16 protein-coding genes and 1 pseudogene are annotated in these 15095 nt (G+C 68.2%); 11 read left to right on the top strand and 6 right to left on the bottom strand.

Annotation, left to right across the window (positions count from 1 at the left end; genetic code table 11):
• Window positions 1–9 precede the first annotated feature (9 nt).
• Genes puhA through HNR51_RS06215 form a run of 9 tightly spaced genes read left to right on the top strand, consistent with a single transcriptional unit; the run spans window position 10 to window position 6099 of the window.
• Window positions 10–783 (top strand): photosynthetic reaction center subunit H, encoded by a 774-nt coding sequence (gene puhA / locus HNR51_RS06255; protein WP_012457043.1) that lies wholly within the window; start codon window positions 10–12, stop codon window positions 781–783.
• 11 nt (window positions 784–794) lie between these two features.
• Window positions 795–1478: a photosynthetic complex putative assembly protein PuhB gene (puhB, locus tag HNR51_RS06250; RefSeq protein ID WP_182554325.1), complete on the top strand. Its 684-nt coding sequence runs from the start codon at window positions 795–797 to the stop codon at window positions 1476–1478.
• A 13-nt stretch (window positions 1479–1491) separates the two neighbouring features.
• Complete coding sequence (gene puhC, locus HNR51_RS06245) at window positions 1492–1962, top strand: photosynthetic complex assembly protein PuhC (protein WP_182554324.1); 471 nt, start codon at window positions 1492–1494, stop codon at window positions 1960–1962.
• Window positions 1962–2288 (top strand): hypothetical protein, encoded by a 327-nt coding sequence (locus HNR51_RS06240; RefSeq protein ID WP_239681645.1) that lies wholly within the window; start codon window positions 1962–1964, stop codon window positions 2286–2288. The genes puhC and HNR51_RS06240 overlap by 1 nt, the downstream gene beginning before the upstream one ends.
• On the top strand, window positions 2285–3379 hold the full coding sequence (acsF, locus tag HNR51_RS06235) for a magnesium-protoporphyrin IX monomethyl ester (oxidative) cyclase (RefSeq protein WP_182554323.1): 1095 nt from the start codon (window positions 2285–2287) through the stop codon (window positions 3377–3379). Before HNR51_RS06240 ends, acsF begins: the two co-directional genes overlap by 4 nt.
• A 1-nt stretch (window position 3380) precedes the next feature.
• A complete protein-coding gene (gene puhE, locus HNR51_RS06230; protein WP_182554322.1) occupies window positions 3381–4184 on the top strand; it encodes a putative photosynthetic complex assembly protein PuhE in 804 nt (267 codons plus the stop codon).
• Between the two features lie 57 nt (window positions 4185–4241).
• Complete coding sequence (gene hemA, locus HNR51_RS06225; protein WP_182554321.1) at window positions 4242–5459, top strand: 5-aminolevulinate synthase; 1218 nt, start codon at window positions 4242–4244, stop codon at window positions 5457–5459.
• A 53-nt stretch (window positions 5460–5512) separates the two neighbouring features.
• Entirely contained in the window at window positions 5513–5773 is a 261-nt protein-coding gene (locus tag HNR51_RS06220; RefSeq protein ID WP_182554320.1) for a type II toxin-antitoxin system HicA family toxin, read from the top strand.
• Window positions 5770–6099 (top strand): type II toxin-antitoxin system HicB family antitoxin, encoded by a 330-nt coding sequence (locus tag HNR51_RS06215; RefSeq protein ID WP_012457036.1) that lies wholly within the window; start codon window positions 5770–5772, stop codon window positions 6097–6099. Before HNR51_RS06220 ends, HNR51_RS06215 begins: the two co-directional genes overlap by 4 nt.
• A gap of 36 nt (window positions 6100–6135) precedes the next feature.
• Here HNR51_RS06215 and HNR51_RS06210 read toward each other — a convergent pair whose 3' ends face one another.
• The 3 genes from HNR51_RS06210 to clpS all read right to left on the bottom strand — a co-directional run bounded on the left by HNR51_RS06210 (window position 6136) and on the right by clpS (window position 9460).
• Entirely contained in the window at window positions 6136–6408 is a 273-nt protein-coding gene (locus tag HNR51_RS06210) for a hypothetical protein (protein ID WP_012457035.1), read from the bottom strand.
• Window positions 6409–6543: 135 nt separating this feature from the next.
• Window positions 6544–9042 carry an ATP-dependent Clp protease ATP-binding subunit ClpA gene (gene clpA / locus HNR51_RS06205; protein ID WP_012457034.1) on the bottom strand — a complete coding sequence of 833 codons (2499 nt, stop codon included), beginning with the start codon at window positions 9040–9042 and terminating at the stop codon, window positions 6544–6546.
• A gap of 22 nt (window positions 9043–9064) precedes the next feature.
• Window positions 9065–9460, bottom strand: coding sequence for an ATP-dependent Clp protease adapter ClpS (clpS, locus tag HNR51_RS06200; RefSeq protein ID WP_012457033.1), 396 nt, complete (start codon window positions 9458–9460; stop codon window positions 9065–9067).
• 423 nt (window positions 9461–9883) lie between these two features.
• On the opposite strand from clpS, the gene HNR51_RS06195 reads away from it, so the two are divergent.
• On the top strand, window positions 9884–11368 hold the full coding sequence (locus HNR51_RS06195) for a serine hydrolase (RefSeq protein WP_182554319.1): 1485 nt from the start codon (window positions 9884–9886) through the stop codon (window positions 11366–11368).
• Between the two features lie 128 nt (window positions 11369–11496).
• Here HNR51_RS06195 and HNR51_RS06190 read toward each other — a convergent pair whose 3' ends face one another.
• Together HNR51_RS06190 and HNR51_RS06185 are read right to left on the bottom strand one after the other, a co-directional pair.
• Complete coding sequence (locus HNR51_RS06190; protein ID WP_182554318.1) at window positions 11497–12192, bottom strand: J domain-containing protein; 696 nt, start codon at window positions 12190–12192, stop codon at window positions 11497–11499.
• Window positions 12193–12261: 69 nt separating this feature from the next.
• Window positions 12262–13407 carry a S1C family serine protease gene (locus HNR51_RS06185; RefSeq protein WP_012457030.1) on the bottom strand — a complete coding sequence of 382 codons (1146 nt, stop codon included), beginning with the start codon at window positions 13405–13407 and terminating at the stop codon, window positions 12262–12264.
• Window positions 13408–13914: 507 nt separating this feature from the next.
• On the opposite strand from HNR51_RS06185, the gene HNR51_RS06180 reads away from it, so the two are divergent.
• Window positions 13915–14130: a hypothetical protein gene (locus HNR51_RS06180; RefSeq protein ID WP_012457029.1), complete on the top strand. Its 216-nt coding sequence runs from the start codon at window positions 13915–13917 to the stop codon at window positions 14128–14130.
• Between the two features lie 21 nt (window positions 14131–14151).
• On the opposite strand, the pseudogene HNR51_RS06175 reads toward HNR51_RS06180, so the two are convergent.
• Window positions 14152–15078: pseudogene (locus tag HNR51_RS06175) on the bottom strand (DUF817 domain-containing protein).
• Window positions 15079–15095: the final 17 nt, after the last annotated feature.

Raw genomic sequence — 15095 nt, 5'->3', positions numbered from 1 at the left:
AGGCCTGCCATGCCCAGAGGCGAGATCACCGGTTACATCGACGTCGCGCAGGTGACGCTCTACGCGTTCTGGATCTTCTTCGCGGGCCTCGTCTTCTATCTCCGCCGCGAGGATCGCCGCGAGGGCTACCCGCTGGAGAACGAGGCCGCCGGCCGCCTCAAGAGCCCGGATCCGATCCTGATCCCGACGCCGAAGGCCTTCCACCTGTCGAGCGGCCACACGATGTATGCGCCGCAAACCAACATCGCCTACGACACCAACGTGCCGAGCCGGCGCCGCGAGGTCTTCCCCGGCGCACCCTATTTCCGCACCGACACGTCGCTTCAGGCGGGCGTCGGACCCGGCTCCTGGGTGCCTCGGCACGATGAGCACGATCGGACCTGGGACAACCAGTACCGCATCGTGCCGCTGCGCGTCGCCGATGCCTTCGTCGTCCACGAGGACGGCCCGAACCCTATCGGCATGGCGGTGCTCGGCGCCGACCGGCAGGTGGCCGGCACGGTCGTCGATCTCTGGGTCGATCGCGGCGAGTCGTTCGTGCGCTACTACGAGGTCGAACTCGGTGCCGGCGGACGCCGGGTGCTGATGCCGGTGACCTTCTGCACCACCGGCCGCTTCTCGCGCACCGTGAAGACCGAGGCGCTGCTGGCGGCGCAGTTCGCCGACATCCCCGGAATCAAGGATCCGGACTCGGTCACCCTCCTCGAGGAGGAGCGGATCATGTCGTATTTCGGCGCCGGCACGCTCTACGCCTCGCCGGCCCGCCAAGAACCCATTCTCTGAGGGCCGATCCCATGAGCGAGTCGGAATTCCTGCCCGAAGGGACCTTGCGGGGAATGCCCGGGCCGCTGCCGGCGGGAGAGCGGATCCTGTGGCGCGGCGCCCCGACCCTGTCCGGCGTATTGTTGCGGGCCTTCCATGCCCGGCTTGTCATGCTGTGGTTTGCCGCCACCGCAACGGTGCTGGCCCTCGGCGCCGCGGCCAGCGGCGGTCCGATGCAGGCGCTCGCCGTCGCCGGCCCGACCCTGCTGATCGGCCTCGGCGCGCTCGGCCTCCTGACCTTCCTTGCTTGGCTCGTCCACCGCACCACGGTCTACACCCTCACCGACCGACGGATGGTGCTGCATGTCGGCATCGCCCTGCCGATCACCCTCAACCTGCCGCTGGTGCAGATCGTGTCGGCGGATCTGCGCCTTTTCGCCGACGGCAGCGGCGACATCCCGCTGCGTCTGCCGCCGGGGGAGCGGGTGGCCTACCTCCATCTCTGGCCGCATGCCCGGCCCTGGCGGGTCAGCCGCCCGGAGCCGATGCTGCGCTCGATCCCCGAGGCTCGCAGCGTCGCGGCCCTGCTCGCGCCAGCGCTCGCGGCGCAAGTGAAGGGGACCATCGACAGGCCGGCCCGCGCCAGCGAACCGGCGATCCTGACCGGACGCACAGGCGCCGCCCCCGGCCGGCTCGCGCCCGCCGCGGCGCGCTAGGAAGGGGCCGATCATGCCCGTCGAGCTGAACTTCCGCCGACCGCAGGAAAAGCCGCCATCTCAGCGGCCGGCACTTCTCGCCGTCGCCGGTCTGCTGGCGGTGGCACTCCTTGCCGTTGCCCTCGGTCGCGGCCAGGAGGCGGAGCCGGAGGAACAGACGGCTCGGCCGGTCCAAACCCTGGCCTTCCACGCGGAGGATCTGCCGGACGGCGCCATCGACCTGCGCGAGGCCGGCGACGGGACATTGGTCGCCCGGATCGAGCCGGGACAGGACGGTTTCATCCGCGGCACCCTGCGCGGGCTCGCCCAGGCCCGGCAGAGGGAGGGTCTGAGCCGCGAGCCGCCCTTCACCCTCACGCGATTCGACAACGGCACGTTGTCGTTGGAGGATGGAGCCACCGGGCGGCACGTGCCGCTGCTGGCCTTCGGCCCTTCGAACGCGAAGGCCTTCGCCCGCCTGCTGCCCGGCACGGAGCTGCGGTGATGGCCGCAGCGAACATAAGGGGGGCGGACATGGCCTGGATCGGCAAGACGGTCGTCGAGGTGCCCTGCACCGTCGAGATCGAGCAGACCCCGGAGAGCCTTCACGCGCATGTGACGCTCGATGCCGGGTTCGAGATCGAGCCCGGCGACGAGGTTCAGGTCCACGACGCGCCGACGGAGATCCCCTACGGCGAGCGCCTCACCGTGCGCCGCACCGCCACCGTGACCCGCGCCGGCCGCCTGGAGCGCGCCTGGACCAAGCTGATCGCCCATCTCGAGCTGACCGAGCTCTACGAGGTGAGCTTTTCCGAACGGAGGAAGCTGTGAACGCCAACGTCCAGCCCCAAGCCGCTGCGGGAGTGCCGTTCCCGCGCCAGCCGCTCAATGAATCGACCAAGAGCGCGCAGCAGACGACCTTCCTGAGCCCGCGCTTCTACACCACCGATTTCGAGGAGCTCGACCGCACCGATGTCGAGCCGGTGCGGCGCGAGTGGGACATCCTGATCGATGAGCTACGCTCGGACCCGAACAAGCGCCACTTCGTGCGCAACGAGGAGTTCGACTGCGACCTCGCCGCGATGGACCCGGACCTGCGCAAAGAGTTCCTCGACTTCCTCGTCTCCTCGATCACCGCCGAGTTCTCCGGCTGCGTGCTCTACGCGGAGATGCGGAAACGCGCCAAGAACAAGGACATCAAGGAGCTGTTCGGCTTCATGAGCCGCGATGAGGCTCGGCATGCCGGATTCATTAACGACACGCTGAAGGATTTCGGCGTCGCCGTCGATCTCGGCTTTCTGACGAAGACGAAGAAGTACACCTTCTTCAAGCCGAAGTTCATCTTCTACGCGACCTACCTCTCGGAGAAGATCGGCTACGCGCGCTATATCACCATTTTTCGCGAGCTGGAGCGGCATCCGGAGCGGCGCATCCACCCGATCTTCAAATGGTTCGAGAAGTGGTGCAACGACGAGTTCCGCCACGGCGAGGCCTTTGCGCTGCTGATGCGCGCCAATCCGAAGTTGACGGAGGGCGTGAACCGCTACTGGATCCGCTTCTTCCTGCTGGCGGTGTTCGCGACGATGTATGTCCGCGACCATTGCCGCCCAGCCTTCCACAAGGCGCTCGGGGTCGATCCGACCGACTACGACTTCAAGGTCTTCCGGATCACCTCCGAAATCTCGAAGCAGACGTTTCCGATCACCCTCGATCTCGACGATCCGCGCTTCAAGGCCGGCCTCGACCGGCTGCTCGTCTGCGCCGACAAGATCGCCGCGGCCAAGGCGCAGGGCGGTGTCGCGGGCCGCTTCAAGCACGGGGCGCAGGCCCTCGTCGCGGCGGCGACCTTCGCGCGGCTCTACCTGTTGCCGGTCAAGCAGAACGCCATGCCCGCCGACATCCGCCTGCGGCCGGTCTGGTAGCATGGGCGCCTACGCCGCCCCGGCGCTCTACGCCGTCCTGCTGTGGTGGTCGGCCACCGGGCTCGTGCTGGTGCTCCAGCACCTGCCGCGGCCGACGCATCCCCGCAGCATGGTCGCGGCGACCGCCGCGCTGGCGGCGGCGCTCTGGGCGATCGGCGCGGTCGCGGACGACGAGACCGAGACGGGGGCCTATATCGGCTTCACCGCGGCGGTGATCGTCTGGGGCTGGCAGGAGATGAGCTACTATATGGGCTTCGTCTCCGGCCCGAAGCCCGCCGCCTGCGCACCGAACCTGCGCGGGGTCGACCGCTTCCTCGCCGCGCTCGCCACCAGTCTCTGGCACGAATTCGCGATCCTCGTCGGGGGGCTCGCCATCCTCTGCCTGACGTGGGGGCAGGGGAACCGGGTGGCCCTGTGGACCTACGCCCTGCTCGCGCTGATGAACGCCTCGGCGCGGCTCAACCTGTTCCTCGGGGTGCGCAATCTCCACGCCGAGTTCCTGCCGCCGCATCTGGGCTATCTCGCCTGCTACCTCAGCCGGCGGCCGATGAATCCGCTGTTTCCGGTCTCGGTGACGCTCGGCACCGCCGTGACGGTCCAGATCGCCTGCGCTGCGCTCGGGGCCGAGGCCATGCCAGAGACGGCGACGGGCCTGAGCCTTCTCGCAGCCCTCGCGGCGCTCGCCACCCTGGAACACTGGTTCCTGATGCTGCCGCTGCCCTCGGCAGCCCTGTGGAACTGGAGCCTGCCGGGCCGCACGGCCCCCGTCGCCGAGGTGCGGGAGACTGGGGTACCGCGCGAATGAGTCGAAGCGGACGCGAGATCCGCCCGCAGATCACGAACTTCAGAGGGGAGGACGGGCATGGACTACGAAGCGTTCTTCGGCAGCGCGCTCACCGGGCTCCATCGGGAGGGGCGCTACCGCGTCTTCACCGATCTGGAGCGGCAGGCCGGCCGCTTTCCCTACGCGACGCATCACAGCCCCGGTGGCGTGCGCGAGGTCACCGTCTGGTGCTCCAACGATTATCTCGGCATGGGCCAGCACCCCTCCGTGCTGCGGGCAATGCACGAGGCAATCGACCGCTGCGGTGCCGGGGCGGGCGGCACCCGCAACATCTCCGGCACCAACCATTACCACGTACTCCTGGAGCAGGAACTCGCCGACCTCCACGACAAGGAGGCGGCGCTGATCTTCTCCTCCGGCTACGTCTCGAACTGGGCCGCGCTCGGCACGCTCGCCTCCAAGCTCCCGGGCTGCGTCGTCTTCTCCGACGAGGGCAACCACGCCTCGATGATCGAGGGCATCCGTTCGAGCCGGGCCGAGCGCCAGATCTTTCGCCACAACGATCCGGAGGATCTGAACCGCAAACTCGGCCTGATCGAGCCCGGCCGGGCCAAGCTCGTCGCCTTCGAGTCGGTCTATTCCATGGACGGCGACATCGCGCCGATCGACGAGATCTGCGACGTAGCCGAGGCGCACGGGGCACTGACCTACCTCGACGAGGTGCACGCGGTCGGGCTCTACGGCGCGCGGGGTGGCGGCATCTCCGAGCGCATGGGGATCGCGCACCGGCTCAACGTGATCGAGGGGACGCTCGGCAAGGCCTTTGCCGTCCATGGCGGCTACATCACGGGCTCGGAGCAGCTCTGCGACTTCGTGCGCAGCTTCGCCTCGGGCTTCATCTTCACCACCTCGCTGCCGCCGGCCGTCGCGGCGGGCGCGGCGGCGAGCATCCGCCATCTCAAGGCGAGCAGCGCCGAGCGCGCGCGCCATCAGGAGCGTGTGGCCCGCGTGCGGCAGGCGCTGGATGCGGCGGCCATTCCAACGCTCGCCAACCACAGCCATATCGTGCCGGTGATGGTGTGCGATCCCGTGCTGTGCAAGGCGATCAGCGACTCGCTCCTCGACGAGTTCGGGATCTACGTGCAGCCGATCAACTATCCCACGGTACCGCGAGGGACGGAGCGTTTGCGCATCACGCCCTCGCCGCTGCATTCCAACGCCGATATCGACCACCTCGTGGACGCCCTGAGCACGATCTGGCGGAGGATCGGTCTGAACAAGGCCGCGGCGGAGTAGGGGCAGTGAAGGGATGGCACCCGCTGGCTAGCAGTATCAAAAATTGATACTAAATGAAGCTGAGTGGGAAGCATCGAGCAACGTTCGAAGCGGTTTTCGCCGATCCCGTCCGTTCCGGCATCGTCTGGACCGACATCGAGAGCCTGTTCGCGGCTTGTGGTGCGACGGTCGAAGAAGGTCGGGGATCTCGTATCCGGGTCGCCCTCAACGGTGTGCGTGCGGTGTTTCACCGACCGCATCCGAAGAAGGAAACAGACAAGGGTGCGGTGAAATCCGTCAGGCGCTTCCTGACCGAGGCGGGACTGCGACCATGACCGTCATGCACCACCATGGCTACGAGGCACTCGTCGAGTACGACGAGGAGGCCGAGCTGTTCCATGGTGAGGTGCTCAACCTCCGCGACGTGATCACCTTCCAGGGTCGCTCAGTGGACGAGCTGAAGCAGGCGCTGGCCGACAGCATCGCGGACTATCTGGCATTCTGCGCCGAACGTGGCGAAGAGCCGGAAAAACCGTTTTCCGGGCAATTCGTTGTTCGGGTCGATCCCGGACTGCATCGAGCAGCAGCGTCGGCAGCCCGCCGTGCCGGCCTCAGCCTGAACAAATGGGTCGCGCGAACGCTCGAAAAGGCAGCGGGGTGACCGTCCGAAGCAAAGGCAGCGCAACCGAGAGCGGCCTTACATCTTCTTCTCGAGCGCGGCCTTCACCTGCATGAGCTGATCCCACACCACGCCGGGGCTGGTGCCCATCGCCTCCAACACTGCGTTCACGCCCCAGAACAGGCCGAACAGGATCACCGGAACCAGGATCCAGCCCAGGATTTCCTCGCCGCGATGGCGGGATTTGCGGCGACGGCGGCGTCTCTCGCGGGACGTCAGCGGCGTCGGCCGCACCGGAGCCGGCTGTGGCGCGACAGGCGTGAGGCTCTCCTCCTGCGCGTCGCTCGTCATGCTACCCCCATTGCTGGCCGATGCCGGACCCTCTCGCGGAGGGCGGCGCCGCCCATATCCGGGAGCCGGCGCAGGAACGCAACCCGCGCCGGCCACGAAGGACGCTCACTCTTCCGAGGGAGCGTCCCCGTATACTCACACCTTGAGCGGCACCTTCGGCACGGTGCGGACCGAACCGCCGCCGGAGGATCCGCCGCCGGACGGCCCGCCATCGCGCTTCGCCGCCTTCTTGCGCGGTGCCGAGCGGGGCTTCGAGCGCTTGCGCTTGGCCGCGTTGGCGACATCCGTCTCCGGCTTCGGCGTCACCGGGCCGGCGGGGAACTCGAAACCGAGTTCGCCCTTGCCCTTTCCGGTCTCGACCTTGCCGTCCTCGCCCTCCGGCTTCTTCAGCACCACCCGGACCGCACCGCCGTCCTTGAGGCGGCCGAACAGCACCTCGTCGGCGAGCGGCGTCTTGATCGTGGACTGGATCAGACGGGCCATGGGCCGGGCGCCCATCGCATCGTCGTAGCCGTTCTCCACGAGCCAGTCGCGGGCCTCGTCCGAAAGCTCGATCGTGACGTTGCGGTCGGCGAGCTGCGCTTCGAGCTGGAGCACGAACTTGTCGACGACCTTGGCCACGACCTCCTTCGGCAGGTGGCCGAACGAGATGATCGCATCGAGGCGGTTGCGGAATTCCGGTGCGAACAGGCGGTTGATCGCCTCCACGTCGTCACCCGTGCGCTTCGACTGCGTGAAGCCGTAGGCCGACTTCGCCAGATCGGACGCGCCCGCATTCGAGGTCATGATGATGATGACGTTGCGGAAATCGACCTGCTTGCCGTTGTGGTCGGTCAGCTTGCCGTGGTCCATCACCTGCAGGAGGATGTTGAACAGGTCCGGATGCGCCTTCTCGATCTCGTCGAGCAGGAGCACGCAGTGCGGGTGCTGGTCGATTCCGTCCGTGAGCAGCCCCCCCTGGTCGAAGCCGACATAGCCGGGCGGCGCTCCGATCAGCCGCGAGACGGTGTGGCGCTCCATGTATTCCGACATGTCGAAGCGCAGCATCTCGACGCCGAGGGAGGCCGCGAGCTGCTTGGCAGCCTCGGTCTTGCCGACGCCGGTGGGGCCGGCGAACAGGTAGGAGCCGATCGGCTTGTCGGGATCGCGCAGGCCGGCACGCGCCAGCTTGATCGCCGAGGTCAGCGCCTCGATGGCGTTGGTCTGGCCATAGACGACCCGCTTCAGGTTCTCGGTCAGGTTCTTGAGCACCACCGCATCGTCCTTCGACACGGTCTTGGGCGGGATGCGCGCCATCGTGGCGATGGTGGTCTCGATCTCCTTGACGCCGATGGTGCGCTTGCGGCGCGCCTCCGGCACCAGCATCTGCGAGGCGCCGGTCTCGTCGATCACATCGATCGCCTTGTCGGGCAGCTTGCGGTCGTTGATGTAGCGCGCCGACAGCTCCACCGCCGCCTTCACGGCATCGGTGGTGTACTTCAGCTTGTGGAACTCCTCGAAGTAGGGCTTCAAGCCCTTGAGGATCTCGATCGTGTCCGGGATCGACGGCTCGTTGACGTCGATCTTCTGGAACCGGCGCACCAGGGCGCGATCCTTCTCGAAGTACTGGCGGTACTCCTTGTAGGTGGTCGAGCCGATGCAGCGGAGCGCGCCGGAAGCGAGCGCGGGCTTCAACAGGTTCGAGGCGTCCATCGCGCCGCCCGACGTGGCGCCCGCACCGATCACGGTGTGGATCTCGTCGATGAACATGATGGCGTTGGGATGCGCCTCGATCTCCTTCATCACCTGCTTGAGGCGCTCCTCGAAGTCGCCGCGATACCGCGTACCGGCGAGAAGCGTGCCCATGTCGAGGGAGAAGACCGTCGCGTCGGCGAGAACCTCCGGCACCTCGTGCTGGATGATCTTCCGCGCGAGGCCCTCGGCGATGGCGGTCTTGCCGACGCCGGGATCGCCCACCAGCAGCGGGTTGTTCTTCTGGCGGCGGCAGAGCACCTGGATCGTGCGCTCGACCTCGGAATGGCGGCCGATCAGCGGATCGATCTTGCCGTCGCGCGCCTTCTTGTTGAGGTTGACGCAGTAGGCTTCCAGCGCATCGCCCTTCTTCTTCGGGCGCGCCTCGTTGTCCTCGCCGCCGGGGCGCTCGGCCGCGCTCTCCTCCTCGGCACCGCGCACGGGCTTGGCCTCGGAGGCGCCGGGGCGCTTGGCGATGCCGTGGCTGATGTAGTTCACCGCGTCGTAGCGGGTCATGTCCTGCTCTTGCAGGAAGTAGGCGGCGTGGCTCTCGCGCTCGGCGAAAATCGCGACGAGCACGTTGGCCCCCGTCACCTCCTCGCGGCCCGAAGACTGCACATGGATGACGGCGCGCTGGATCACGCGCTGGAAGCCGGCGGTCGGCTTGGCGTCCTGGCGCCCGTCGCTCGTCAGGTTCGAGAGTTCGGTGTCGACATACTCGACGAGATTGCGGCGCAGCACGTCGATCTCGACGTTGCAGGCCCGCATCACGGCGGCGGCATCCTGATCGTCGACGAGGGCGAGCAGGAGATGTTCGAGGGTTGCGTATTCGTGGCGGCGCTCTCCGGCCAAGGCCAGGGCGCGGTGGAGGGCTTGCTCGAGGCTGCGTGAGAAGCTGGGCAATGCTCTGGCCTTCGCTGGATGCCTATTTCTTTTCCATAACGCACTGAAGCGGATGTTGGTGCTTGCGGGCGAAATCCATCACCTGCGTCACTTTCGTTTCCGCGACTTCGTAGGTGAACACGCCGCATTCCCCCACGCCGTTGTGGTGGACATGCATCATGATCTGGTAGGCGTCTTCGTGACTTTTGTTGAAGAAGCGCTCGACGACGTGCACGACGAATTCCATCGGCGTGTAATCGTCGTTGAGCAGCAGCACACGGTACAGGCTCGGCCGCTTCGCCCGCGGCTTGGTGCGGGTGATGATGGCGGTGCCCGAACGGTCGTCGTCGCCCGGATTGCGCGGGGTCGAGGCCGCACGCACCGGAACCCGCCCCCGAACCGCCTCCTGCACCTCGTTCTGGATCAGCTTGGAAGACATCTGAATCGAAGCGACCCTGGTCTGGCAGCCTTCGGCGCCTGCGCCCCGGGAGAGAGCGCATCGCTCGACAGGCAATCTATAGGCCGCGTGGCGACTGCGCCAGTGAGGTGCGTGAAACTGTCCGTCCCCTCCGCGTCCTCACTTTGCCGCCGCATGATCGTGACAGACCGCCCCGCAGAGCGAGCCGGTACCGCATCCGGCCCGCTCTGCGGGATGGTGCGGGGGATTGCGGGCAGGGTTCGTCAAGATCGGCTTAACCCCTGTGGCGAAAGGACGATCTCGTCCCTTGAGCGCGCGGCATTAACGGCCGCGTAACCGCGTTCATCCTACCGTCCTCAACAGAGATTGCGGAGCCGGTTGGCGGCCTCCGTGAAGGGTGCCAGCCGGGCGCAAAGGTCCGGCTGTCGAGGCGAAGGTTCCGAGATGCGTCGCGTAGAAGGCCGGCCCGCCACGGGGTCCCGCGCTGTCGCCGTGCTGCTCCTGGCGACGAGTTTCCTCGTCGCGGTGGCCGATCCCGCCGAGGCCAAGCGCCGAGGCCACGCCCGCAAGGCGGTGAGCGGCTACAACCCGCCCTACGCGGCCATGGTGGTGGACGTGAAGTCGGGCCGGACCCTGCACGCGGTCAACGAGGACGCGCTGCGTCACCCGGCCTCGATCACCAAGGTGATGACCCTCTACATGCTGTTCGAGCAGCTGGAGAAGGGCCGCTACGACCTCGACTCGCCGCTCTCCATCTCCGCCAACGCCGCCGCCCAGGCGCCGTCGAAGCTCGGCCTGCGCCCCGGCTCGACCGTCACCGTCGAGGAGGCGATCAAGGCCCTCGTGACCAAGTCGGCCAACGACGTGGCCTGCGCCATCGGCGAGAACATCGCCGGCTCCGAGCCGCGGTTTGCCGAGATGATGACCCGCAAGGCCAAGGCGCTCGGCATGAGCCGCACGCACTACGCCAACGCCTCCGGCCTGCCCGACCCTGATCAGATCACCACCGCCCACGACCTCACCATCCTGGCCCGCGCGATCCAGGACCGGTTTCCGCGCTACTACCGCTACTTCCAGACCCGCTCCTTCGCCTTCCGCGGCCGCACCATCGGCAACCACAACCGCCTGCTCGGCAATGTCGAGGGCGTGGACGGGATCAAGACCGGCTACACTCGCGATTCAGGCTTCAACCTGATGACCGCGGCCAAGCTCGGCGACCGCCAGATCGTGGCGATCGTCCTCGGCGGCAAGTCGGGCGCCAGCCGCGACCGGATCATGGCCGATCTCGTGCGCGCCAACCTGCCCCGCGCCTATGCCGGCGCCCGCCAGACGGCGCCCGTGGTGGAGGTGGCCGAGCGCGGCCGGCCGGCGGTCGTCGCCGAGGCCGATTCCCGCACCCGCACCGTCCTCGCCTCGGCGGACGACGATGCGGTCGAGACCACCAATTCCACCAGCACCGCGCCCCTCGACATCCGCCCGGCCACGACGACCCCGGGATCGCGCCGCGCCGGCCTCCAGGCGCTGCCGAGCGCAGCCCAGGCCTATGCCGGCCCGGCGAGCCAGGCGCCGTTCCCGGGCACCGGCGGCAAGTCGACCGCGCGCCTGCCCGCCGTCGAGGGCGTCGCATCCCGCGCGGAAGGCCCGCCGAAGGACGCCCGCAGCGACGGCGCCAAGTCCGTCACACCGACGCCGTGGGTGATCCAGCTCGGCGCCATGGATGACGAGGACAAGGCGAAGTCGATCCTCGCCGACGCCCGCAGCCGTACCGGCATGTTGTCGAAGGCCGCCCCCTACACGGTGCGCGTGACGCACGGCGGCACCACGCTCTTCCGCGCCCGCTTCTCGGGCTTCGCCGAGCAGGGCGCCGCGCAGGATGCCTGCACTGCGCTCAAGAAGAACGGCTTCAACTGCTTCGCCACCCGGAGCTGATCCCCCTTCCAACCCTCCGCGGTGCAGCGGCCGGCGCGTTCGGCCGGCGGCTGCCCGATGCGACAAGAGCCGCGGCCAGCGGCCGTGCCGACGTTCACATCATCGACCCTGACAACGCGCGTGGAGTTCTAGCGATGTCGGTTCACCAGCCTGTCACGCGCCGCGTTCACGCGCGCCGCCCGCTCGACGCTGCCGCCCTGGTCGGGATGCAGCCGCTTCATCAGCGCCCGATGAGCCGCGCGGACGTCCTCCAGGGACGCCCCGCGCTCAAGCCCCAGGACCTGATAGGCCTCCTCCTCCGTCATCGTCCCTGGCTTCGCCGCGCCGCCCGGCCGCGGGTCTCCATCGCCATCAGCGTCTACACGCCAGCCGGGCTGCCGGCGGTCGAGATACGCCTCTAGCAGCCGCGCGCCCTCGGGATCGTTGGTGCGCAGTAGCGCGGTCAGTTCGACCAATGCCTCCGGCGGCACCGCCGACAGGCGGCGCCCGGCGAAGGGCCCGACGAAGAGCGTGCCGTCCAGCGGGATGCCGTCGGGGCGGATGTCGAGTTCGAGGGAGGCCGTCCGCACGAGCTGCGGCGCCCGCTGCCCGCGCCACGCTCGCACGCGCCGGATCACGCCCGCCTCGCCCTCCGTCAGCCATACCCCTCCCGCGCCGAGCAGAAGGGCAGGGATGAAGCTGCCGCGCAGCGACAGCACGAAGGCCATCGCCAGAAGGGCGTAGCCGCCGAGCAACCGGGGCGTCAGGCCGAAGGGCAGGCGCCCGTTGCGGCGGCCGAGCCACCAGAATCCGATGAGCGCCAGAAGGCCGAGGGCGAGGAGCATGCCTCGCTCATCGGCCGGTTCGGCGCGCGGGTAAAGCGCTCATCCGGTGCGCCGCACTGAGGAGCGGGATTACAACCGCGTCTGCGCCACATCCGCCGTGTTCAGCCGAACCGTCCGCACCCGGCCATCGCGCTCCACCAGCAGCGTGACCGGACGGTCGAGCCCGGCCTCCTCGACCACGGCGGTGAGGTCCGACAGACGGTGGACCGGCCGTCCGCCCGCACCGACGATGACGTCGCCGATGTCCCCGGTGCGGGGATCGACGCCGCGCAGGCCGGCCTGCGCCGCGGGCGAGCCGGGCAGCACCCGCAGCACGACGACGCCGTCGATGCCGAGCCGTGCGGCGGTCGCCTCCTGGCCGGCGATGATGCCGATGCCGGGATTGCGCACCCGGCCGTTCTTGATGAGGTCGGGCACCACCCGGTTCACCACATCGACCGGCACGGCGAAGCCGATGCCAGCGCTGGCGCCCGAGGGGGAGAAGATCGCCGTGTTGACGCCGATCAGCCGGCCCGCGGAATCGAGCAGGGGTCCGCCGGAATTGCCGGGGTTGATCGCCGCATCGGTCTGAATGACGCCCGACAACTCGCGGCCCTCCTGCGTCGGCAGGCGCCGCTGGAGCGCGCTGATGACGCCGGTCGTCAAGGTGTGGTCGAGGCCGAACGGGTTGCCGATGGCGAAGGCCGATTGCCCCACCTTGAGATCGGCCGAGGTGCCGACGGCGAGCGGTGGGGGCATCTTGGCCACGCGGCCGAGCTGAAGCACGGCGAGATCGTAGCTCGGCGCGGTGCCGACGACCCGCGCGCCGACCACCTCCCCGGAGGCGAGCCGCACCGAGATCGAGCCGCCGCCCTTGGTCGCGGCCTCGACGACGTGGTTGTTGGTCACGACGTGGCCGGCCGCGTCCCAGACGAAGCCGGTGCCGGTCTGCGTGCCGGAGCCCTGTTGCTGCTCGCCCTGTCCGAACTCGTCGTCCGGCTCCATCAGGCCCCGGCCCTGCGCGGCGGACTGGGCGAAGACGTGGACGACGGAGGGCGAGGCGCGGGCGAAGAGATCGACGGTCGTCTTCTCCGCCGCGGAGAGGTCGCCGCGCGCCGCCACCGACCGGGGCGCGTCCGCCGAATAGAGGAAGGCGAGGATGTAGGGCTGCGCCACGAAGGCGATCAGCAGGCCCAGCGTCACGCCCAAGGCGACCCGCACGAAACGATCCGGCACCGACAACCTCAGACATCAACGGGGCAACCCGCGCCGCGTCGGCGGTACGGGCTACGTTCAGACAGTCTCCACCAAACTCCCATCCATCCGATCCGTGGCATCAACGGCAGCGGGAATTCAGCGAATGAGACTTAGCTGTGTCCGGTGTGGCTTCCGGTCAACAAATCCCCGCTTTCCCGCACAGGGAAGCCGGGTGCGGCACCGCACCGAGGACAGGCCCCTCGCAGAGTAACCAATTGCATACTGTTTCATACGCAGTGTCCTCCTACTGATGAAAAAGCATCGGTGGGTGGGCCTGGACCAATTCTTGGCGAAACCAAGGCAAGGTTCGGGCGAGGAACTGCGACGAAACGGTGACCGATCGGCCATCGAGCACTCGAATTGATCGCAAAGCCGCCCCAGAGATGCTTCGATCGCCCTAGACCTTTGAGCATACCGGCCCAGCGACCTCAGTCGTCGCCTCGGTCCTCTCACGGACGGTGCCGGTTCGAACAGGAAGAACAAGAGATGGAAACGGAAGCTCTCGAACGTCCTGCCGACCTGACGATCTGGCGCACCCTGCCGGCCTCGTCGCCCCTGGCCCAGCCCGAGCGCTACGACACCCTGCGCGAGGCGCTCCTTGCCGCGAAGGGCGCCCTCGGCGATCCCTCGCAGCAGCCCTGGATCATCACCGAGGAGGGCGAGATCCTCTCTCCGAACTGGATCCGCACCTACGTCAACTGACACGCCCGACCGCGTCCGCCCTCAGGCACGGGACGCGACGGCCTCGGCGGCTCCGGCCGCCGCCTCCTCCCAAGGCATCGCCTCCGGCCGGTTCACCAATGTGACCAGCACGTAGGAGACGATCATCAGGAGCAGCCACGAGCCGAGCTTGGCCGCCGAGACCGGCGACCAGCCGGCCGCTTGGTTTGGGTAGAGCTAGACGCGGCTTGCCGTGCCGATGTTCTCGGCGAGCCAGATGAACCCTGCGACGAGCACGAAGCCGAGCAGGAGCGGCATCCGGCGGTGCACCCGCCAGACTTGGAAGTGCACGATCGTGCCGCCGAACAGCACGCCGGTGGCGATGAATAGTCCAGCGCGCAGGTCCGCCATGGAGTGGTGGCTGAAGAAGTTGACGTAGATCGCGCCCGCCAGCGGTAGCGTGAACACGAGCGGCGGATGCCGCGTGAAGCGGAAGTCGAACAGGCGCCAGACGCGGGCGATGTAGGAGCCGATGCTGGCATACATGAAGCCGGTGAACAGCGGCACGCCCATGATGCGGAGCCAGCTCGCCTCCGGATAGATCCACGAGCCGATTCCGGTCTTGAAGATCTCCATCGCCGTTCCGACGACGTGATAGAGCGGGATGACCTTCGCCTCCTCCCAGCTCTCCATGCCGAGCGCGAGCAGCGCGACCTGGATCAGGATCGCCGCGAGCGTCAGGAAATCGTAGCGGGTCAGCGGCGCGTCGGCCGGGTAGAACAGATGCGTTCCGATCAGGAGGGCGCAGATCAGCCCACCGAACAGGCAGGCCCAGCCCTGCTTCATCCCGAAGCGCAGGAACTCGTAGGCGAATGCCGGGAGCCGTCCGGCGGCGCGGGCTCGTTCGCCGAGCCGGCGCTCGGCCGCGACGAAGCCCGCCAGGAACGGCCAGGTCCGCGCCGCGCTCGGCGCCATCCGCCCTGTTGTCATCCCGTCTTCCCGTTCCT

The organism is Methylorubrum thiocyanatum (genome assembly GCA_014138645.1).
GTDB lineage: Bacteria > Pseudomonadota > Alphaproteobacteria > Rhizobiales > Beijerinckiaceae > Methylobacterium > Methylobacterium thiocyanatum.
Note: the sequence above shows the minus strand (reverse complement) of the source record. Positions and strands in the feature narration are given on the sequence as shown.